At 68.1% G+C, this 19,182-nt stretch carries 17 protein-coding genes; 6 read left to right on the forward strand and 11 right to left on the reverse strand.

Annotated features, from left to right (window positions below; translation table 11 throughout):
- Nucleotide 1 precedes the first annotated feature (1 nt).
- From FQU96_RS39585 to FQU96_RS39630, 10 genes are all read right to left on the reverse strand, one after another.
- Nucleotides 2–1,390, reverse strand: a complete 1,389-nt coding sequence (locus FQU96_RS39585; protein WP_146546949.1) for a formimidoylglutamate deiminase — start codon at nt 1,388–1,390, stop codon at nt 2–4.
- Nucleotides 1,387–2,595 (reverse strand): imidazolonepropionase, encoded by a 1,209-nt coding sequence (hutI, locus tag FQU96_RS39590; RefSeq protein WP_146546950.1) that lies wholly within the window; start codon nt 2,593–2,595, stop codon nt 1,387–1,389. Before hutI ends, FQU96_RS39585 begins: the two co-directional genes overlap by 4 nt.
- Complete coding sequence (locus FQU96_RS39595) at nt 2,592–3,188, reverse strand: HutD family protein (protein WP_146546951.1); 597 nt, start codon at nt 3,186–3,188, stop codon at nt 2,592–2,594. Before FQU96_RS39595 ends, hutI begins: the two co-directional genes overlap by 4 nt.
- A complete protein-coding gene (hutU, locus tag FQU96_RS39600) occupies nt 3,185–4,912 on the reverse strand; it encodes a urocanate hydratase (protein ID WP_146546952.1) in 1,728 nt (575 codons plus the stop codon). Before hutU ends, FQU96_RS39595 begins: the two co-directional genes overlap by 4 nt.
- Nucleotides 4,913–5,024: 112 nt before the next feature.
- Nucleotides 5,025–6,572 (reverse strand): histidine ammonia-lyase, encoded by a 1,548-nt coding sequence (hutH, locus tag FQU96_RS39605; protein ID WP_146546975.1) that lies wholly within the window; start codon nt 6,570–6,572, stop codon nt 5,025–5,027.
- A 39-nt stretch (nt 6,573–6,611) separates the two neighbouring features.
- Complete coding sequence (locus FQU96_RS39610) at nt 6,612–7,652, reverse strand: TauD/TfdA family dioxygenase (RefSeq protein WP_146546953.1); 1,041 nt, start codon at nt 7,650–7,652, stop codon at nt 6,612–6,614.
- On the reverse strand, nt 7,649–8,635 hold the full coding sequence (locus FQU96_RS39615) for a tripartite tricarboxylate transporter substrate binding protein (RefSeq protein WP_146546954.1): 987 nt from the start codon (nt 8,633–8,635) through the stop codon (nt 7,649–7,651). The genes FQU96_RS39610 and FQU96_RS39615 overlap by 4 nt, the downstream gene beginning before the upstream one ends.
- 96 nt (nt 8,636–8,731) lie before the next feature.
- Complete coding sequence (hutC, locus tag FQU96_RS39620) at nt 8,732–9,493, reverse strand: histidine utilization repressor (protein ID WP_146546955.1); 762 nt, start codon at nt 9,491–9,493, stop codon at nt 8,732–8,734.
- A gap of 238 nt (nt 9,494–9,731) precedes the next feature.
- The gene (locus FQU96_RS39625; RefSeq protein ID WP_146546956.1) at nt 9,732–9,926 is read right to left on the reverse strand and encodes a hypothetical protein; all 195 of its coding nucleotides are present in this window, start codon (nt 9,924–9,926) and stop codon (nt 9,732–9,734) included.
- 16 nt (nt 9,927–9,942) lie between these two features.
- Complete coding sequence (locus FQU96_RS39630; protein ID WP_146546957.1) at nt 9,943–10,725, reverse strand: sterol desaturase family protein; 783 nt, start codon at nt 10,723–10,725, stop codon at nt 9,943–9,945.
- 219 nt (nt 10,726–10,944) lie between these two features.
- On the opposite strand from FQU96_RS39630, the gene FQU96_RS39635 reads away from it, so the two are divergent.
- Genes FQU96_RS39635 through FQU96_RS39645 form a run of 3 tightly spaced genes read left to right on the forward strand, consistent with a single transcriptional unit; the run spans nt 10,945 to nt 13,806 of the window.
- The gene (locus FQU96_RS39635; protein ID WP_146546958.1) at nt 10,945–12,357 is read left to right on the forward strand and encodes an MFS transporter; all 1,413 of its coding nucleotides are present in this window, start codon (nt 10,945–10,947) and stop codon (nt 12,355–12,357) included.
- 22 nt (nt 12,358–12,379) lie between these two features.
- Entirely contained in the window at nt 12,380–12,676 is a 297-nt protein-coding gene (locus FQU96_RS39640) for a DUF6166 domain-containing protein (RefSeq protein ID WP_146546959.1), read from the forward strand.
- Between the two features lie 17 nt (nt 12,677–12,693).
- Nucleotides 12,694–13,806, forward strand: a complete 1,113-nt coding sequence (locus FQU96_RS39645; RefSeq protein WP_146546960.1) for an alcohol dehydrogenase catalytic domain-containing protein — start codon at nt 12,694–12,696, stop codon at nt 13,804–13,806.
- A gap of 17 nt (nt 13,807–13,823) precedes the next feature.
- Here FQU96_RS39645 and FQU96_RS39650 read toward each other — a convergent pair whose 3' ends face one another.
- A complete protein-coding gene (locus FQU96_RS39650; RefSeq protein ID WP_146546961.1) occupies nt 13,824–14,522 on the reverse strand; it encodes a GntR family transcriptional regulator in 699 nt (232 codons plus the stop codon).
- 201 nt (nt 14,523–14,723) lie between these two features.
- Between FQU96_RS39650 and FQU96_RS39655 the strand changes: the two genes are divergently transcribed.
- The 3 genes from FQU96_RS39655 to lon all read left to right on the forward strand — a co-directional run bounded on the left by FQU96_RS39655 (nt 14,724) and on the right by lon (nt 19,084).
- On the forward strand, nt 14,724–16,169 hold the full coding sequence (locus FQU96_RS39655) for an MFS transporter (RefSeq protein ID WP_255468849.1): 1,446 nt from the start codon (nt 14,724–14,726) through the stop codon (nt 16,167–16,169).
- Nucleotides 16,170–16,248: 79 nt separating this feature from the next.
- The gene (locus FQU96_RS39660) at nt 16,249–16,650 is read left to right on the forward strand and encodes an Hsp20/alpha crystallin family protein (protein WP_255468850.1); all 402 of its coding nucleotides are present in this window, start codon (nt 16,249–16,251) and stop codon (nt 16,648–16,650) included.
- A 19-nt stretch (nt 16,651–16,669) separates the two neighbouring features.
- A complete protein-coding gene (gene lon, locus FQU96_RS39665) occupies nt 16,670–19,084 on the forward strand; it encodes an endopeptidase La (RefSeq protein WP_178131108.1) in 2,415 nt (804 codons plus the stop codon).
- Nucleotides 19,085–19,182: the final 98 nt, after the last annotated feature.

A 19,182-nucleotide genomic window follows, 5' to 3' on the forward strand; every position in this document is an offset into this window, starting at 1 on the left:
GTCAGTCCTTCAGGAGATCGGCGCGGGCCGTGGCGAAAGCGCTGATTAGCGCCGCGCGGTCGGGGTGGCGGCCGGCTGCCACGCGCTGTCGGCCGGCAACCCAGACCGCATCGATGGCCGAGCCGCGGTGGCTGGCAAACACATGGGCTGCGAGCATGTCGGGCGCACCCAAGCCCTGCAGCGCCACGTGCTGGTGATCCAGCACGACGAAGTCCGCCTGCTGACCCACGGCCAGGCCGCCGATCGCACGACCGGAGGCCTGCGCGCCACCAGCGACCGCAGCCAAGGTCAGCGCCGTGGCCACCTGCGGCTGCCCGTCACGGGCGCCGATGTTGCGTTGGCGCGTCGCAAGCCGCTGGCCGTACTCGAGCAGCAACAGTTCCTCGGCCGCGTTGACGCAGACGTGGCTGTCGGAGCCGACGCCCCAGGCGCCACCGCGCCGATGCCATGCGCCGAAGTCGAAAATGCCGTCGCCGAGGTTTGCTTCCGTGCTGGGGCACAGGCCGGCAACGGCGCCGCTCGTGGCGCCGTCACGGTACTCCGTCGCGTCCATGTGCGTGGCGTGCACCAGGCACCAGCGTGAGTCGACCGGCGCGTGGTCGAGCAGCCAGGCGACCGGCCGCTGGCCGCTCCAGGCCAGGCAGTCGTCGACTTCCTTGGTCTGCTCGGCAATGTGGATGTGGATGGGCGCCGTGGCATCGATGGCGTCGAGGCCGGCCAGTGCGTCGCGCAGGGAATCGGGCGGCACCGCGCGCAGCGAATGCGGCGCCAGGCCCAGGCGCGCGTTCTGCGCGTCGCACGCCGGCTTCAGCGCCGCCAGCAGGCGCAGCATGGAGTCGGTCGAGCGGATGAAGCGACGCTGTCCGTCGCCGGGCGGCGTGCCGCCGAAGCCGCTGGCCTGGTAGAGCACCGGCAGCAGGGTCAGGCCGATGCCGGTGCGCTGCGCGGCACGCAGCATCGCCAAACTCAGCGTGGCATCGTCCGCATAGGGACGGCCATCGGGCTGGTGATGCACGTACTGGAACTCGCAGACGCTGGTGTAGCCGCCCTCCAGCATCTCGGCGTACAGCCAGCTGGCGATCGCTTCCATCTGCTGCGGCGCCAGGCGCGCGGCGAAGCGGTACATCAGCGTACGCCAGCTCCAGAAGCTGTCCTGCTGCTCGGCGCGATACTCCGTCAGGCCGGCAAAGGCGCGCTGGAAGGCGTGCGAGTGCAGGTTGGGCATGCCCGGAACTACCGGGCCGCCGGCAACGGCGGTCCCGGCCAGTGCCGCCGCGTCCGCCGCGACGCGCGTCAGGACACCCGCGTCGTTCCAGGCCAGCAGGACATTGCGCGACCAGCCGCCGGGCAGCAGGGCATGCGGCGCGACCAGCGCGCCCGCCGCGCTCACGCCGCGATCCTTCCCTGCCGCACAACAGTCTTCACCGGCCGCTGCCCGAACCAGTAGGCCAGCTCCGCGATGTCCTGGATGTTCCACAGCACGAAGTTGGCGGGCACACCCGGCGCGATGACGCCGTGGGTGTCCTGCAGGCCCAGCGCCCGTGCCGCATGCGTGGTGACCGCGGCCAGGACCTCCGGCACCGTCAGCCGGAACAGGGTGCAGGCCATGTTCATCATCAGCAGCAGGCTGAGCGCGGGCGACGTGCCGGGATTGTGGTCGGTGGAGACCGCGATCGGCACGCCTGAAGCGCGCAGCGCGTCGATCGGCGGCAGGTGCGTGTCGCGCAGGGCATAGTACGCACCCGGCAGCAGCACGGCGATCGTACCCGACGCGCGCATCGCATCGATGCCGCTTTGCGAGAGGTGCTCGAGGTGATCGCAGGAGAGGGCACCGTAGCGCGCTGCCAGCGCCGTGCCGCCCATGTCGGACAGCTGTTCGGCGTGCAGCTTCACCGGCAGTCCCAGCGCTTGGGCGGCTTTGAAGACGCGTTCGGTTTCTTCCAGCGAGAAGGCGATGCGCTCGCAGAACACGTCGACGGCGTCGATCAGACCTTCGGCCGCCAGCGCCGGCAGCATCTCGCGGCACACCAGGTCGATGTAATCGCCGCTGCGGCCGGCATATTCCGGCGGCAGTGCGTGGGCACCCAGGAACGTCGTGCGCACGGTGACGCCATGCGCCGCGCCCAGCCGGCGCGCCACGCGCAGCTGCTTGCGCTCGTGCTCCAGCGCCAGGCCGTAGCCCGACTTGATCTCGATGGCGCACACGCCCTCGGCCAGCAGGTTGGCCAGGCGTACCGAGGCGCTGTCGAACAGCTCGTCTTCGCTGGCGGCGCGCGTGGCGCGGACACTGGAGACAATGCCGCCGCCGGCCTTCGCCACCTCTTCGTAGCTGGCGCCGGCCAGCCGCATGGCGAATTCGTTGGCGCGCTGGCCGCCATAGACCAGATGGGTATGGCAGTCGACCAGACCTGGTGTCACCAGCGCGCCGCCACCGTCGTGCTGCGGTCCCTGCGTGAACGCCGCGGGTACCTGCGCCGCCGGGCCGACCCAGGCGATGCGGCCATCCTGCACGGCGATCGCAGCGTCGGCCGGCTCGCTTGCCAGCCGCAGCCCGCGCCATAGGCCGTCGGCGGAAGGGCGCTGCGTTGCGGTCATGACACTGTCGCTCCCGTTTCTATCGACACGGCCACCAGCACTGCGTCGTCGCTGGCCGGTTCGATGTGGGCCGTGCACGGCTGCTCGGCCCACCACAGTCCCTGGTGTGCCTCCAGACGCACCGCATCATCGTCTCCCGGGCGCAGGCGCACAACCCAGCTGCCGCGCAGGGCGAGCAGCAGGCCGTGCGCGCAGCGATCCAGTGTGTGCGGCCGGCGCATGACGTGCACCTGGGCCTGGAGCGCGCCATGTCGCGTCATGACGTTGATGTCTTGCGACGTGCCGCCCAGCAACGTGCAGTCCAGCGGTGTGTCGCCCGAGAACGCGAACGGTGCCAGCGGCACGTCGAGGCGGTGATCGATCGAGCCGTCAGGCGCGCGCAGATGCACGCCGTCACCGTCGATCAGCATGATGGTGCGATCGATACCGGCAAAGCGCGAGAACGGACCGCTGGCACCGATGGTCGCCACGCTGATGCGCCACTGGAAGTCGTCGAGCCCGGCACCGGGCGGCCAACTCGCGATCTCGCGCGTCGTGCCGCCGCCGTTCTTCCACGGCGTGGCGGGTACGGTGTCGAGCGAGAAGCGTGTCATGTCACGGTGTTGCCCAGCCTCGGCAGCTTGAGGTTATGCCGTTTGGCGGCCGCGATCGCCGCATCATAGCCGGCATCGGCGTGCCGCATCACCCCGCTGGCGGGATCGTTGAACAGCACGCGCTCGAGGCGCGCCGCCGCGGCGTCGGTGCCGTCACAGACGATCACCATGCCGGCATGCTGCGAATAGCCCATGCCGACGCCGCCGCCATGATGCAGGCTGACCCAGGTGGCGCCGCCGGAAGCATTGAGCAGCGCATTCAGCAGCGGCCAGTCGGAGACGGCATCGGTGCCGTCCTTCATGGCCTCGGTCTCGCGGTTGGGGCTGGCCACCGAGCCGGTGTCCAGATGGTCGCGGCCGATCACAACAGGGGCCTTGAGTTCGCCCGACCGGACCATGTCGTTGAAGGCGAGGCCGGCCTTGTGGCGCTCGCCCAGGCCCAGCCAGCAGATGCGCGCCGGCAGGCCCTGGAAGGCGATGCGCTCGCGCGCCATGTCGAGCCAGCGGTGCATGTGCGTGTTCTGGGGGAACAGTTCCTTGAGCTTGGCGTCCGTCTTGTAGATGTCCTCTGGATCACCCGACAGCGCCACCCAGCGGAACGGCCCCTTGCCTTCGCAGAACAGCGGCCGGATGTAGGCCGGCACGAAGCCCGGGAAGTCAAACGCGTTGGCGACGCCGGCATCGAAGGCAACCTGGCGAATGTTGTTGCCGTAGTCGACGACGGGAATGCCCATGGCCTGGAAGTCGAGCAGGGCCTTCACGTGCTGGGTGCAGGACTCGACGGCGGCCGCCTTCAGACGTGCGTGCTGCTCCGGGTTTGCCGCCGCAGCGCGCCATTGGTCGACGCTCCAGCCGGCGGGCAGGTAGCCGTTGATCATGTCGTGCGCCGAGGTCTGGTCGGTGACGAGATCGGGCCGGATACCGCCGGCCTTGGCGCGTCGCACGAGTTCGGGCAGCAGTTCGGCCGCATTGCCCTGCAGGGCGATGGAAACGGCCTTCTTCGCCGCCACGTGCTGCTGGATGAGGGCAAGCGCCTCGTCGAGGTCGCGCGCCTGGCGGTCGACGTAGCGGGTGCGCAGGCGGAAATCGATGCTCGACTGCTGGCACTCGATGGTGAGCGAAGCAGCGCCCGCCAACGCTGCCGCCAGCGGCTGCGCGCCGCCCATGCCGCCCAGGCCCGACGTCAGGATCCAGCGGCCGGCGAGATCGCCGTTGTAGTGCTGGCGGCCGGCCTCGACGAAGGTCTCGTAGGTGCCCTGCACGATGCCCTGGCTGCCGATGTAGATCCAGCTGCCCGCGGTCATCTGGCCGTACATCATCAGGCCCTGGCGATCGAGTTCGGCGAAGTGCTCCCACGTCGCCCATTTCGGCACCAGGTTGGAGTTCGCGATCAGCACCCGCGGCGCGTCGGCGTGGGTCTTGAACACGCCGACGGGCTTGCCCGACTGCACCAGCAAGGTCTCGTCGTCTTCCAGTTCCTTCAGGGCGCCCAGGATGCGGTCGAAAGAAGCCCAGTCGCGCGCCGCGCGGCCGATGCCGCCGTACACCACGAGCTCCTGCGGGTTCTCGGCGACCTCGGGATCGAGGTTGTTCTGGATCATCCGGAAGGCGGCTTCGCTGAGCCAGCTCTTGCAGGTGAGCGTGTTGCCGCGCGGCGCCCGGATCACCCGGGTCGGATCATGCCGTGGGTCGTTGCGCAAGGCGCGTGAATCAGATGCGGTCATGACGAACTCCTTGCCGGAGAGGATACCGTTCACAACGCGTGACGCATACCTGGAGTCACGGGTCACAGATACAGGTGTCGTCCCTCGCTACGCTCGGGATGACGGTCGAAACTCACGTTTGAGCATAGGTACTGGGAAGAATGCGGGCCAGCGGTGTTGGCCAGCCATCGCGCCGGGCCCACAGGCGCATGGCCTCGACATCGGGCGCCAGGAACCGATCGCGTTCAACGAAGGCGACGCGCTGGCGGATGGCGGCGAACTCCGCCTCGACCAGCGCCGAGCTGCGGGGGCCGCGCTTGAGTTCGATACCCTGCGTGGCCGCCATGGCCTCGATGCCCACCACCACGGCCGTATTGTCGACCATCTCGAGCAGGCGCCGGCCGGCGAAGGTGGCCATCGAGACATGGTCCTCCTGGTTCGCCGAGGTCGGCAGGCTGTCGACGCTGGCGGGATGGGCCAGCGACTTGTTCTCCGAGGCCAGCGCCGCGGCCGTGACCTGCGCGATCATGAAGCCGGAATTCAGCCCGCTGTCGCGCACCAGGAAGGGCGGCAGGCCGGACAGGCTCGAATCGAGCAGCAGCGCCAGGCGGCGCTCGGCGATGGCGCCGATCTCGCTGATCGCCAGTGCGATGATGTCGGCGGCGAAGGCCACCGGCTCGGCGTGGAAGTTGCCGCCGGAGATCACGTCGCCGTTCTCCGCGAACACCAGCGGATTGTCGGAGGCGGCGTTGGCCTCGGTGGTCAGCACGCGGGCGGCATGGGCAAGATTGTCGAGGCAGGCGCCCATCACCTGCGGCACGCAGCGGATCGAGTAGGGATCCTGCACGCGCCCGCAGTGCTCATGTGACAGCACGATCTCGCTGCCCTCGAGCAGGGTGCGCAGCGCTCCGGCCACGGCGATCTGGCCCGACTGGCCGCGCGCGGCATGGATGCGGGCGTCGAGCGGCTTGATCGAGCCCTGGATCGCTTCCAGCGACAGCGCGCCGGCCATCAGTCCGGCGGCGAACACGTCCTCGGCGCCGAACAGGCCCGCGAGCGCCAGCGCTGTCGAGACCTGCGTGCCGTTGATCAGCGCCAGGCCTTCCTTGGGGCCGAGCACGAACGGCGAGAGCCCGATGCGCGCCAGCGCATCGGCGCCTGGTATCACCGCGCCGTCCGCTGTCGTGACCTCGCCCTCGCCGATCAGCACGCAGGCGAGATGCGCCAGCGGCGCGAGGTCACCCGACGCACCCACCGAGCCCTTGCTGGGAATGCGCGGCAGCAGCCCGGCGTTGAAGAGCGCCAGCAGCGCATCGACGATGGCCGGCCGCACGCCGGAATGGCCGCGCGCCAGGCTGACGGCCTTGGTCGCCAACACGAGGCGCACCACGGCTGCCGGCAGCGGCGCGCCGGTGCCGACGCTGTGCGACAGCACGAGATTGCGCTGCAGTTCGGCCAGGCTCTCGGCCGGGATGGTGGTCTGCGCCAGCTTGCCGAAGCCGGTGTTGATGCCATAGGCGACGCGGCCGCTGTCCACGATCTGCTGCACCACGGCCTGCGCCGCCTGCAGTTCGCGCCGTGCGTCGGCCGACAATCCCAGGCGCACGCCGCCGCGGGCGACGGTGCGCAGGTCTGCCAGCGTGACCGCGCCCGGCACCAGCTCAAGAGTCCTTTCGGCGATCACGTGTTCCTCCTGTTGCCGGCGCGTTGGCCCCGCCGCCTATCGGCTGCGGCTCACGGGAATGCCCTTGCGGAACGACCAGCCGTCGTTGAACCGCTCCTCGAAGGCAGGCGCCAGCGGCCGGGGATGATGCGAGGCCAGCCACACGCGGTGCAGGTGACGCCATTGCTTGGGATCTTCGTAGTCCACGAAGGCCGTGCGGGCGTGCAATGTCGAGAGGTTGTTGGCGAACTGGATGTCGCCCTTGTCGAGCTGGAAGTCGATGCGCATCTCGGGCCGCTTGGCGACTTCCAGGACGGCGTCGAGCGCCGCCTGTTCCGGCGCCGTCAGCGGTACGCCGGTCGTGCGGTTGGCCTGGTAGATGGTGTTGAGCGTGTAGCGGCAGGAGATCTTGCCCAGGTGCCGCGAGAAGACCGGGATGAGGTGGTCCGACACCGGCCCGACACCCGGCCGCTCCTCGCCCATCAGCGAGAAGATGTAGCCGCGGAACAGGATCTCCAGGTGTTGCGGGCAATCGCGCAGCATGGCGTTGAAGATGCTGGCCGAGCTCACCATCGACGACAGGCCGCCGCTTTGCGCCGGCTGCAGGCACATCAGCCCAATGATGTCGCATTCGTCGTTGTGGTAGCGCAGCTCGGAGTCGGTATCGTAGCCGCGCACACCAGGCTCGCCCAGCTTGCGGCCCGTGCTGCGCACGCTGCAGATCATCTCGCCGTACATGTTCTGCGAGATCAGTCGCCCGAAATGCGCGCCGATGCCGACCAGCGCCGTCGCGCACTGGGCTTCGGTGTAACGCTCCGCCGGAAAGCCGCGCAGCAGCGCCATGCCGCGTCCGGTGTCGACCTCATCGGCGATGCGGCGCAGCCGGTCGGACAGCGTGGGCATGGCAAACGACGCCGGCGTGATGTCCGTCACGGCGCGTCCGGCATTGGCGGCGATCGCCGTGTCGAGCTCTTCCAGCTCCGCGGGCGTGAACCGGAACAACCAGTCCTCGCCCGACACCATGTCGGCATGCAGCCAGGCCGATCGATCCGTGATCGGCTCGTACCTCTCGTCAGCGCGCGTCAGCGGTGCGTTCATTGCTCCACCTCCAGCTTGTTGTCCTTGATCACCTGGGCCCAGCGGGCGGTCTCGTCGGCGATGCGGGCCTGGAACTGCGCCATGGTGTTGGGCAGATAGATCAGCCCCTGGTCGGCCAGCAGCTTCTGGATCTCGGGCAGCTGGGCGGCGGCGGTGTATTCCTTGTAGAGCCGCTCGACGATCGGCTGCGGCGTGCCGGCCGGCGCGATCAGCGCATACCACGACGCCACCTCGGTATCGGCCAGCGACAGCTCCTTCAGCGTCGGCACGTCGGGCAGCTGCGGCACGCGTTGCGGCGTGGTCACGGCCAGGGCGCGCAACCGGCCGCCGTTGATGTGCGGCAGCAGGCTGGGCAGCGTGTCGAACGTGGTCTGGATGTCGCCGGCGAACATGGCCGGCAGCGACTCGTTGGTGCCCTTGTAGGGAACGTGCACCACGTTGATGCCGGTGCGCTTCTTCAGCAGCTCGAACGTCAGGTGCGCCGGACTGCCGAGCCCGACGGAGGCGAAGTTCAGGACTCCGGGTTTGGCCTGGGCGGCGGCGACCAGTTCGTGCGCGCTCTTGATCGGCGAGTCGCCGGTAACCACCAGCACCAGCGGCGAGGCGGCGAACATCGTGATCGGGATCAGGTCATCCTTCACGCTGTAGGGCATCTGCCTGTAGAGCGACGGGAAGATCGTCAGCGGCCCCAGATTGCCCATGCCGATGGTGTAGCCATCCGGCTTGGCCCGCGCGATTTCCGTGACCCCGATGCGGCCGGCGGCGCCGCCCTTGAAATCCGTGACGACCGACTGGCCCAGCGACCGCGATACCTTCTCGTTGAAGGCGCGCGCGATCAGATCGTTCAGGCCGCCAGCCGGCCACGGCACCAGGAACCGCACCGGCCGCGTCGGCCAGGCCTCCTGGGCCAGGGCCGTCGGGCTTGCGGCGGACGCCAAACCGACGCCCAGAAGAAGTGCCGGCAACAGACGGGAAATGTTCATCGCGACCCTCGATCTATCCTGCTTGTACATGCCTATACAACTCCTTGCAACAGGTACACCGTAGATGAAAATGCTTCGCGTGATGAGGGCTGGCGGCTATCCGACCAGGATGCTGCCGTCGGCGCGGAAGCGGCTGCCCAGGCGATAGCGCGGCCCCGGATGCAGGCAGCGCACGAACGTCACCGGCGTGCCGTGGGACCAGGTCCGGCGCGTCAGCAGCAGGCAGGGCTGGCTGGCCGGCATCTGCAGCTGCGTGGCCTCCTCGGGCGTCGGCAGGACGGCATCGACCACGTGTTCCATCTGGTCGAAGTGCACGTGGCGCAACAGGTACTCGGCCGGCGGGTGGCGGGTGAAATCCTGCTGGAGGAAGTTCGGCGCCATGCGCGGGTTCACGTAGCGGTCCTCGCGCTGGATGGGGACGTTGTCCTCGTAGTGTACGCAGAGCGAGTGATAGACCGACTCGCCGGTGCGCAGGTCGAGCGCGCTGGCGCTTTCCATGCTGGCCGCGACGCGGGCCTTCGACAGGACCTCGCAGCGATAGTCGTGGCCGCGCTGGCGGATTTCGTCGGCGATGTTGGCGATCTGCAGCAAGGTGGACTGCGGCTTCTCGGTGGCGACGAACGAGCCGACGCCCGTGACGCGCACGATTCTGCCCTGTTCGGCCAGCTCGCGCAGCGCGCGGTTGGCGGTCATGCGCGCGATGCCGAATTCGGCGACCAACTCATGCTCGGACGGCACGCGGTCGCCAGGCTTCCACGTGCCGTCAGCGATCTTGCCGGCGATGAAGTCCTTGACCTGCCGATAACGGGCAGCCGGCGCCACGGCGTGCGCGGCAGAGCGGCGGGAACCGGCGCTCATGCGACGATGACGGCAACGGGTTCGGCGCGAAGGCTATCTGTGAACCGCACGGTGATCATGAACTCGGCGTAACGGGCCGGCAGTGTAATGTCTTGAATGCGACATATCCATCGGCACGTCGGCGAACCTGGGAGCGCGGGCGTCTCGCCCGCTCATGTCAGACAAGACTTTGCTGTTGGCCTTGAGCGGGCGGGACCCTTCGGCAAGCTCAGGGCAGGCTGCCCGCGCTCCCGGGAGCCTAGCCTTTGCTGCCGCCGTTGGTTTCCCGGCGCATGACTTCCGGGAAGACCCACATGGCGGCCACCATGAAGATGCCGAGGAACGCTACGGCGTACTTGGGTCCGACCATGCCGAGGGAGTCCTGGTAGACGTAGGCCGCGGCGGCGACCAGCAGGACGATCACGGACAGGGCCAGCTTGATCGGTAAGGGCATTGTCGCCTCCGTCGGATCACTCGGCAGGTTGTGGTTGGCCGCCAACGGGCGTGCGGGACGTGCGGCGCATGTCCTGTTTCACGAAGCGCGTGCTGTAGCCGTTGAACACGTGGCCCAGCAGGCCGCGATTGAGATCGGATGTGCCGAACAGCCAGTCCATGACCGGGAAGGTGAGGTTCATGTTGCGCTCCATCATGATCGACTGGCTGTGATGGGCAGCGTGGTGGCGGCGGATCGTGTTGACGAACGGCATGTGGCGCACGAAGGCGTTCTCGCCGACATGGCAGCAGAAATGCATGAACTCGTAGATCAGGTACATCGATGTGGTCGTCGAGATGAACAGCCAGCCGGTGTTGGGCGAGAACAGCCAGCCGAGCGCGATCGCCGCCGGGATCGACATCAGGATGAAGGTCGCCAGTGCATAGGGCGGGAAGAAGGTGACGCGCCAATCGCGGTGATCGGCGAAGCGCATCTCGCCATCGGTGAAGAACTGGTGGTGCATCAGCGTGTGGCGGTTGTAGATCGCGCGTGCCGCCTTGATGCCCAGCGGCCGATGCATGACGTAGCGGTGGATCCACCACTCGAAGAAGTTGCAGAGCAGGAACGTCGCCGGCACGACCAGCAGCTCGCGCCACGTCACGCCATTCATGTTGGCGATGTAGATGTAGAGCGCCGTCAGGCCGATCACGTAGATGATCAGAACGTGCAGCCAGCCATGGTACCAGCCGGCGACGCGCTCGCGATAGGTGGCGCGATAGGTGCGCTGGCGCTGGCTCATCGGACTGGCAGCGAGTTCCATGGCATCCTCCCTCGGATCGCTCGAGCGCACTAACATATCAATGGTCTATCACAAATGCAATCGAACGCGGCAGTCAGGTTCACGGTGAAGCCAAAGGCCAGCGATTTCAAGCATCTATAGGTTCGCTTCCGCCGCTGGTCGTGGCTCGTGATCGCCGATTGCCATGCTGCTGACGTGCGACTAATATGTCAGAAACTAATACCAGCGGGAGAAATGCTCATGAGCGTCAAGGCGATCGATGGCGATATGGCGCCACGAGACATGACGACCGCGCCGGCAGGGGTGGCGGCATCGCCGGCGATGATTGCCGCCCGGCTCGAGCGGCTGCCGCTCACGTCCTATCAGCGCACCTTGTTCCTGATCATCGCGACGGCCTGGTTCTTCGATTCGATCGATCTGGGCACCCTGACCTTCGTCCTCGGCTCGATCCGCACCGAATTCGGCTTGAGCACGGCGCAGGCCGGGCTGCTCTCCAGCATGAGCTTCATCGGCATGTTCTTCGGCGCCAGCCTTGCCGGCATGGCCGCCGATCGTTTCGGTCGCGCCATCGTGTTCCAGGTCAGCATGATTTTCTGGGGCCTGGGCAGCCTGGCGTGCGGATTGGCTCCGGATGTCTGGACCTTGGCCGCGGCGCGGGTGCTGGTCGGCTTCGGCATGGGCATGGAGTTTCCGGTCGCGCAGTCGATCGTGTCGGAAATCATCCCGGCGGCCAAACGCGGGCGCTACATGGCCCTGCTGGAGGGCTTCTGGCCGCTCGGCTTCATCGCCGCCGGCTTGCTGTCCCTGGTCATATTGCCGTTGTGGGGATGGCGTGGCCTGTTCATCGTCGAGGCCATTCCGGCGCTCTATGTGCTCTACATTCGCCGGGCCGTTCCGGAATCGCCGCGCTGGCTGGCCGATCACGGGCAGCTGGCACAAGCCGATCGCATCACGTCCGAGATGGAGGCCCGGGTCGAGCGCGCATCGGGCCGCGCGCTGCCGCCGGTCGCGGCCGTGCCAGCGACGACGTCGCGGCAGGAGCAACGCTTTTCCTTCGCGTATCTGTGGGCACCGCAATATGCCCGGCGCACCGTCATGTTGTGGTGTCTCTGGTTCTTCGCCCTGTTCGGCTACTACGGGCTCACCACCTGGCTGGGCGCCTTGTTGCAGCAGGCCGGCTTCGCCGTTACCAAATCGATCAGCTACACGGTGCTGATCTCGCTGGCGGGCGTGCCGGGCTTCTTCTTCGCGGCGTGGCTGGTCGAGGCGTGGGGCCGCAAGGGCACATGCGTGCTGACGCTCGTGGGCAGTGCCGTGTTCTGTTATTTCTACGGCACGGCGAGCAGCTTCACCCAACTGATCGCCTGCGGCCTGGCGATGCAGTTCTTTCTGTTCGGCATGTGGTCGGTCCTCTATGCCTACACGCCCGAGCTCTATCCGACGCGGGCCCGCGCCACCGGTGCCGGCTGCGCCTCGGCCATCGGTCGGGTAGGATCGTTGATCGGCCCCTATGCCGTCGGCGTCATCCTGCCGGCGTTGGGGCAGACGGGTGTCTTTTCGATGGGCGCCGGCGCCTTCCTGATCGCGGCCCTGATCGTGCTGCTGCTGGGCGAGGAGACCAAGGGCCGCACACTGGGGGACATCTCGCATTAGGGCGCTGGGGAGGACGACGGCGATGAAAACCTATACCGGCGATCGCACCATCGATGGCGTGAAGGTGACTGTCGATGGCCGACCGTTGCCGACCTGCGTCGAGATCGCAGCGCTCAGCCGCAACGGTTTCGAGTGGAGCTACGAGGGGCCCGAGCCCGGCCAGCTGGCGCTGGCCTTGCTGGTGGATCATCTGGGCGATCCCGAACGCGCACGCAGCCTGGCGCCGGCCTTCATGCGCGCCGTGGTCGCCAACTTCGACAACGAGTGGCTGATGACGTCAGCCGACATGGACAAGGCGCTGGCCGCCTTGAAACCTTGAACGTCCGGGAGATCGCCATGCCGCTCGAGTGTCGCGCCGCGGTGCTGCATGCCATCGGCTCACCGCTGTCGATCGAAACCGTGCGATTGCCCGACCTGCGGCCGACCGATGTGCTGGTGCGCGTGCGCGCCGCCGGCCTGTGCCATACCGACCTCGAGGTGATCGACGGCGCGCTGCCCTATCCGTTGCCGATCGTGCTGGGCCACGAGGCGGCCGGCGTGGTCGCCGCCGTGGGCTCGGCGGCGGTCGGCGTGCGGCCGGGCGATCACGTGGTGCTGTCGTGGAATCCGCATTGCGGCCACTGCTTCTATTGCGATCGCGACCTGCCGATCCTGTGCGCCGACTATCTGCGGCTGGGCCCCCAGGCCGTCGCGTTCGACGGCGCCAGCCGCTTCAGCCTGCCCGACGGCCGGCAGGTCGGGCAGCTGATGTTCCTGGGTGCCTTCGCCGAGTACTGCATCGTGTCCGATCAGCAGGCGATCGTCATGCCGGCCGAGCTCCCTTTCGATCGCGCATGCCTGATCGGCTGCGGCGTGATGACCGGCGCCGGCGCGGCGCTCAATGTCGCCCGCATTGCCTATGGCGACACCGTCATGGTGATCGGCTGCGGCGCCGTCGGGCTGTCGGCCGTGCAGGGCGCACGCCTGGCCGGTGCCGGTGCCATCATCGCGGTCGATCTCGACGATGCGAAGCTGGCGCTGGCCCGGCGCATGGGCGCCACGTCCGTGGTCAATGCCCGCCACCAGGACGCCGCTGCCGTGGCGCGCGAGGCCACGCAGGGCCGCGGGGCCGATGTCGTGCTCGAGTCGGCGGGCAGCGCGCTCGCGTTCCGTCTCACCGCCGAGGCGGTGCGGCCGGGCGGCGAGATCATCTGGCTGGGCAAGGTCGATGCCTCGACAGACGTTGCCTTCCGCTGGGGTGCCCTGATGCAGGAGAAGCGCATCCGCCGCTCCAGCTACGGCGGGGCGCGCCCGCGCCGCGATTTTCCGCGCCTGGCCCGTGCCTATCTCGACGGCGACCTGCTGCTGGATGAGCTGATTTCGCGCCGTATCGGGCTTGACGCCATCAACGAGGGCTTCGCCGCCCTGCGCCGCGGCGAGACCATCCGCAGCGTCGTACAGTTCGACTGACCTGGGAGCGCGGGCGCTCAGTCGTCGAGCGTCTTGCGGGCGAACTCCGCGATGTAGTCGATCAGGCGGTCCGATGCGGTGGCGGCGGCATCTTCGACGCCGCGCTCGATCGCCGTGGCGACATCGGCATGCAGGCGCGCCGCGCGCGGCAGGTCGGCGACCTCCTTGTAGTGCTGGTACCAGAAGCGCCGCGACAGGCCGTGCATCAGGCCCATCGAGCGGCTGGCGAACTCGTTGCGCGCCGCCTCGGCGCTCAGCACGTTGAAGCGCTGGTCCAGCCGCATGAAGGCGATGTCGTCGCCGGTGCGCGCCGCGGCCATCATGCCGTCGGCGATGTCGGCGAATTCGCTCCGCTCGGCTGCCGTGGCGCGCGCCGCCGCCAGGCGCGCGATCAGCCGCTCGACCTCGCGGCGCACTTCCAGCAGACGCAGCTGCGTGCGGATGTTGATCTCCGACACCATCACCCCGCGGCGCGGCATGATGACGACCAGGCCGTCATGGGCCAGCCGCTGCAAGGCCTCGCGGATCGGCGTGCGACCGATCGCGAGCTTGTGCGCCAGGGTCTGTTCCGATAGCACCGTACCGGGCTGCAGGCGCAGGGTGACGATCAGTTCCTCGAGCTGACGATAGGCGCGGGCGGTCAGGGTTGTCTCGTCGGCGTCATCCTCAGGCGCTGCCTTGCGCCGACGCGGTGCCTTGGCCTTGACGCGGCTCATCGAACCGGAACCTCCATGGGCTGAACGACAACCCAGTTGTCGATCAGCAACATATTACAGTTTCGGTTCCGCACTGTCTCGGATCCGCTCCGGCGGAGACCCGCCTGTGCATTTTCCAATATGTCGCTTGACATATTAAGGCAAATATTCAAAGGATATGCTTTGAATATAAAACCATCATCATCGAACCAGGAAACCGCCGTGACCCGGGCCGAACCCAATTGGGGCGCATTGCTCCGCGGCAAGAACGCGATCCGCTCGCTGGCGCTGGCCGGCGGCGTCGCGTTGCATGCGATCAACGTGTACCTCGCCACCACCATCCTGCCCTCCGTCGTCAAGGATATCGGCGGGCTCGACTACTACGCCTGGAATACGACGCTGTTCGTGGTCGCCTCCATCCTCGGCTCGGCGCTGTCCGCCAGGCTGTTGCAGCGCACAGGCCCGCGTCGCAGCTACATCATCGCCGCGCTGCTGTTCGCCCTGGGCACGTTGATCTGCGCCGCGGCGCCGACCATGCCGGTCATGCTGGTCGGCCGATTCGTGCAAGGCTTCGGCGGCGGGTTCCTGGTGGCACTGTCCTACGCCATGATCCGGCTGCTGTTCGACGAGACGCTGTGGCCGCGGGCGATGGCCCTGGTGTCGGGCATGTGGGGCGTGGCCACCCTGGTGGGACCGGCACTCGGCGGCGTGTTCGCCGAACTCGATGCGTGGCGCGCGGCGTTCTGGTCGCTGATCCCGGTCACCGTTCTGTTTGCGATACTGGCCGGCGCCATGCTGCCCCGGCGCACGGTCGATGGCGCGGCGCGCGCGGCACTGCCGTGGGCGCAGCTGATCCTGTTGACGGCTGCCGTGCTGGCGGTGTCGGCCGGCAGCGTGATGTCGGGTCTCGCCTGGAGTATCGCCGGCGTCATCGCGGCGGTCGTCCTGACGGCGCTGCTGATCTGGATCGAGGCCGGCGCCCGGCAGCGCCTGCTGCCGCAAGGCGCATTCCGGATCGCGGCGCCGCTGGGCGCGCTGTATGCGACGATGTCGCTGTTGGCCGTCACCGTCACCAGCAGCGAAATCTTCGTGCCGCTGTTCCTTCAGGTGCTGCATGGTCTGCCGCCGCTGGTGGCGGGTTATCTCGCGGCGCTGATGGCGGCGGGCTGGACATTGGGCTCGATCACCGGCTCGGGTGCCCGGGGCGGCGGCGTCGGCCGCGCGATCCAGGCGGCGCCGCTGCTGGCGTTTGCCGGCATGGTCGTCCTGTCGATCCTGATCCCGGCCGGCAGCGCCGCCGATTGGGCACGCCTGGGGCCGATCTGCGTCGGCCTGGTTGTCGTCGGTTTCGGTGTCGGCATGAGCTGGCCGCATCTGCTGACCCGCGTGCTGCAGGTGGCGCCACGCGATGAGCAGGACCTGGCGTCGGCCTCGTTGACGACCGTGCAGCTCTTTGCCACCGCCCTGGGTGCGGCGCTTGCCGGCATGGTGGCCAACCTCGCGGGCCTGACCGAGCCGGGTGGCGTGACGGGCACGGCCAACGCGGCGCGCTGGCTTTTCGGCGTCTTCGCGGTGACGCCGGCGCTGTGCATCCTGACGGCCCGGCTGTGCGCGCGCCTGCAACCGCGCCCGGTCGCCCACCAGCCAAGCTTGCAAGCCGCGGAGTAATGTCCCCGGGAACGACGAGGGAGTTGAATTACGGCCGTTGACGCCTCAGATTCGTGTCTGACACGGATGGTGAGGCCCGATGACCGTACATGATTGGATGTGGTCGGAGGCGGTCGAAATGATCGCACGTGCCGACAGGATGCATCGGGAGCTCTTTCGCCCGGTGGGCGCGATGGCGCAGGTGCCGACATGGCAGCCGCCCGTCGATATTCTGGAAACCGATCACGAGGTCCTGGTTCTCGTCGCCTTGCCGGGCGTCGATGCTGAGCAGGCCGAGGCCGTGATCGAGGACGATGGCCATCTTGTCATCGGCGGCACGCGGGTTCTGCCGCCGGCGTTGCGCACGGCGACCATCCATCGGCTCGAACTGCCGCAGGGACGTTTCTATCGCCGCCTGCCGTTGCCGCCGGGGCGGTACAGTGATGTGCGTCGCGCCACGGTCGACGGCTGCCTGCTGATCACCTTGCAGAAGGCAGTTTAAGCCCATGACCGGTGCACAGATGCTGTCTCCGACCGAGGAGACATCGGCCAAGGGCGCGTCCTCTGTGGCCCCGCTGCCGCCCGATGCGCTGATCATCGTGCCGGTACGCAATGCCGTGCTGTTTCCGGGCCTGGTGTTTCCGGTCGCCGTCGGCCGGCCCAAGTCGGTGATGGCGGCGCAACAGGCCGTGCGCGAGCAGAGCCAGGTCGGCATCCTGATGCAGCGCGACGCCGAGGTGGATGATCCCGAGCCGGCCGATATGCACCGGATCGGCACCGTCGCCAGCATCGTGCGCTACATCACGGCGCCTGATGGTACGCACCATCTGGTGTGCCAGGGCGAACAGCGCTTCCAGATCCAGGAATTCCTGCACGGCTGGCCGTTCCTGGTGGCCCGCGTCGTGCGCCTGCCCGAGCAGGAGACCCGCACGCCCGAGATCGAAGCCCGCTTCGTCAATCTGAAGGCGCAGGCCGTCGAATCGATCGAGCTGCTGCCGCAGGCGCCGGCCGAGTTGCTGGCCGCCATGCAGTCCATCGAGCAGCCGTCGGCACTGGCCGATTTCGCCGTCGCCTACATGGATACCAAGCCGGCGGAAAAGCAGGAGATCCTCGAAACCCTCGACATCGCGGCGCGCATGGAGAAGGTGTCGCGGATCCTGGCGCACCGCATCGAGGTGCTGCGGCTGTCGCAGAAGATCGGCCAGCAGACCAAAGCGGCGCTCGACGAACGCCAGCGCGAGGTGCTGCTGCGCGAGCAGATGGCGGCGATCCAGCGCGAGCTCGGCGAGGGCGACGAGGGCAAGAACGCCGAGATGGCCGAGCTGGGCCAGGCGATCGCCAAGGCGGGCATGCCGAAGGAGGTCGAGGACCAGGCGCGCAAGGAACTGCGCCGCCTGCAGCGCATGCCGGAGGCCGCCGGCGAGTACGGCATGATCCGCACCTATCTCGATTGGCTGATCGAGCTGCCGTGGGCTCTGCCGGACGAGAGTCCCATCGACATCAACGAGGCGCGGCGGGTCCTCGACGAGGACCACTACGGCCTCGACAAGATCAAGCGGCGGATCGTGGAGTTTCTCGCCGTGCGCAAGCTGGCGCCGCAGGGCAAGGCGCCCATCCTGTGCTTTGTCGGGCCGCCGGGCGTCGGCAAGACGTCTCTGGGCCAGTCGATCGCGCGGGCCATGAACCGCAAGTTCGTGCGTGTTGCGCTGGGCGGCGTGCACGACGAGGCGGAAATCCGCGGCCACCGTCGCACCTATATCGGCGCGCTGCCCGGCAACATCATCCAGGCGATCCGCAAGGCGGGCACGCGCAACTGCGTGATGATGCTGGACGAGATCGACAAGATGGGATCCGGCATCCAGGGTGATCCCAGCGCGGCGATGCTGGAGGTGCTCGACCCCGAGCAGAACGGCACGTTCCGCGACAACTATCTGGGCGTGCCGTTCGATTTGAGCCGGGTGGTCTTTCTCACCACGGCCAACATGCTGGACACGATCCCGGGTCCGCTGCGCGATCGCATGGAGATCATCAGCCTCGCCGGCTATACGGCCGACGAGAAGCTGCAGATCGCCCGCCGCTACCTGGTGCGCCGTCAGATGGAGGCCAACGGCCTGCAATCGGGCCAGGTCGAGATCACCGACGAGGCGGTCCGCGACATCATCGACCACTACACGCGCGAAGCGGGCGTGCGGAACCTGGAGCGCGAGATCGGCAAGGCATTGCGCCACGCCGCGGTGCGGTTTGCCGAGGGCCAGAGCGAGGCCATCCGCGTCGGGCGCGAGGATCTCGTGACGATTCTCGGTGCGCCGCGTTTCGAGGACGAGGTGGCGATGCGCACCAGCGTGCCCGGCGTGGCCACCGGTCTCGCCTGGACGCCGGTCGGCGGCGACATCCTGTTCATCGAGGCGACGCGGACGCCGGGCGGCGGCCGGCTGATCCTCACCGGCCAGCTTGGCGACGTGATGAAGGAGAGTGCGCAGGCGGCGCTCAGCATCGTGAAGAACCAGGCCGCGCAGTTGGGCATCGACGGCGGCAGTTTTGCCAAGACCGACATCCACATCCACGTGCCGGCGGGCGCGACGCCCAAGGACGGCCCCAGCGCCGGCGTTGCCATGTTCATGGCGCTCACCTCGCTGATGACCGATCGCACCGTGCGCAGCGACACCGCCATGACCGGCGAGGTCAGCCTGCGCGGCCTCGTGCTGCCGGTGGGCGGCATCAAGGAAAAGGTCGTCGCCGCGCACCGCGCCGGCATCAAGCGGGTCATGCTGCCGGCGCGCAACCGCAAGGACTTCGAGGAGATCCCGGAGGAGGCGCGCGGACAGCTCGAGTTCGTCTGGCTCGAGCGCGTCGAGGAGGCGGTGGCGGCCGGACTGGATGCGGCGGCGGCGTCTGGCGCGGGCACCGCCAAGACAGCCGCCCTGGCCGAGACGTGACCTCACGCTGTCATCCCGAGCATCGCGAGGGATCTTTCGATGCAGGCGCACCCGTGCGTCACGTGCGAAAGATCCCTCGCTGCGCTCGGGATGACAGA

It is taken from the genome of Reyranella sp. CPCC 100927 (assembly GCF_007859315.1).
Taxonomy (GTDB): domain Bacteria; phylum Pseudomonadota; class Alphaproteobacteria; order Reyranellales; family Reyranellaceae; genus Vineibacter.

Excerpts from the sequence above, each read along its gene's own strand:
- hutI (WP_146546950.1), bottom strand. The coding sequence starts at position 2,595 with ATGACCGCAACGCAGCGCCCTTCCGCCGACGGCCTATGGCGCGGGCTG.
- FQU96_RS39595 (WP_146546951.1), bottom strand. The coding sequence starts at position 3,188 with ATGACACGCTTCTCGCTCGACACCGTACCCGCCACGCCGTGGAAGAAC.
- hutU (WP_146546952.1), bottom strand. The coding sequence starts at position 4,912 with ATGACCGCATCTGATTCACGCGCCTTGCGCAACGACCCACGGCATGAT.
- FQU96_RS39610 (WP_146546953.1), bottom strand. The coding sequence starts at position 7,652 with ATGAACGCACCGCTGACGCGCGCTGACGAGAGGTACGAGCCGATCACG.
- FQU96_RS39615 (WP_146546954.1), bottom strand. The coding sequence starts at position 8,635 with ATGAACATTTCCCGTCTGTTGCCGGCACTTCTTCTGGGCGTCGGTTTG.
- hutC (WP_146546955.1), bottom strand. The coding sequence starts at position 9,493 with ATGAGCGCCGGTTCCCGCCGCTCTGCCGCGCACGCCGTGGCGCCGGCT.
- FQU96_RS39625 (WP_146546956.1), bottom strand. The coding sequence starts at position 9,926 with ATGCCCTTACCGATCAAGCTGGCCCTGTCCGTGATCGTCCTGCTGGTC.
- FQU96_RS39630 (WP_146546957.1), bottom strand. The coding sequence starts at position 10,725 with ATGGAACTCGCTGCCAGTCCGATGAGCCAGCGCCAGCGCACCTATCGC.
- FQU96_RS39635 (WP_146546958.1), top strand. The coding sequence starts at position 10,945 with ATGAGCGTCAAGGCGATCGATGGCGATATGGCGCCACGAGACATGACG.
- FQU96_RS39640 (WP_146546959.1), top strand. The coding sequence starts at position 12,380 with ATGAAAACCTATACCGGCGATCGCACCATCGATGGCGTGAAGGTGACT.
- FQU96_RS39645 (WP_146546960.1), top strand. The coding sequence starts at position 12,694 with ATGCCGCTCGAGTGTCGCGCCGCGGTGCTGCATGCCATCGGCTCACCG.
- FQU96_RS39650 (WP_146546961.1), bottom strand. The coding sequence starts at position 14,522 with ATGAGCCGCGTCAAGGCCAAGGCACCGCGTCGGCGCAAGGCAGCGCCT.
- FQU96_RS39660 (WP_255468850.1), top strand. The coding sequence starts at position 16,249 with ATGACCGTACATGATTGGATGTGGTCGGAGGCGGTCGAAATGATCGCA.
- lon (WP_178131108.1), top strand. The coding sequence starts at position 16,670 with ATGCTGTCTCCGACCGAGGAGACATCGGCCAAGGGCGCGTCCTCTGTG.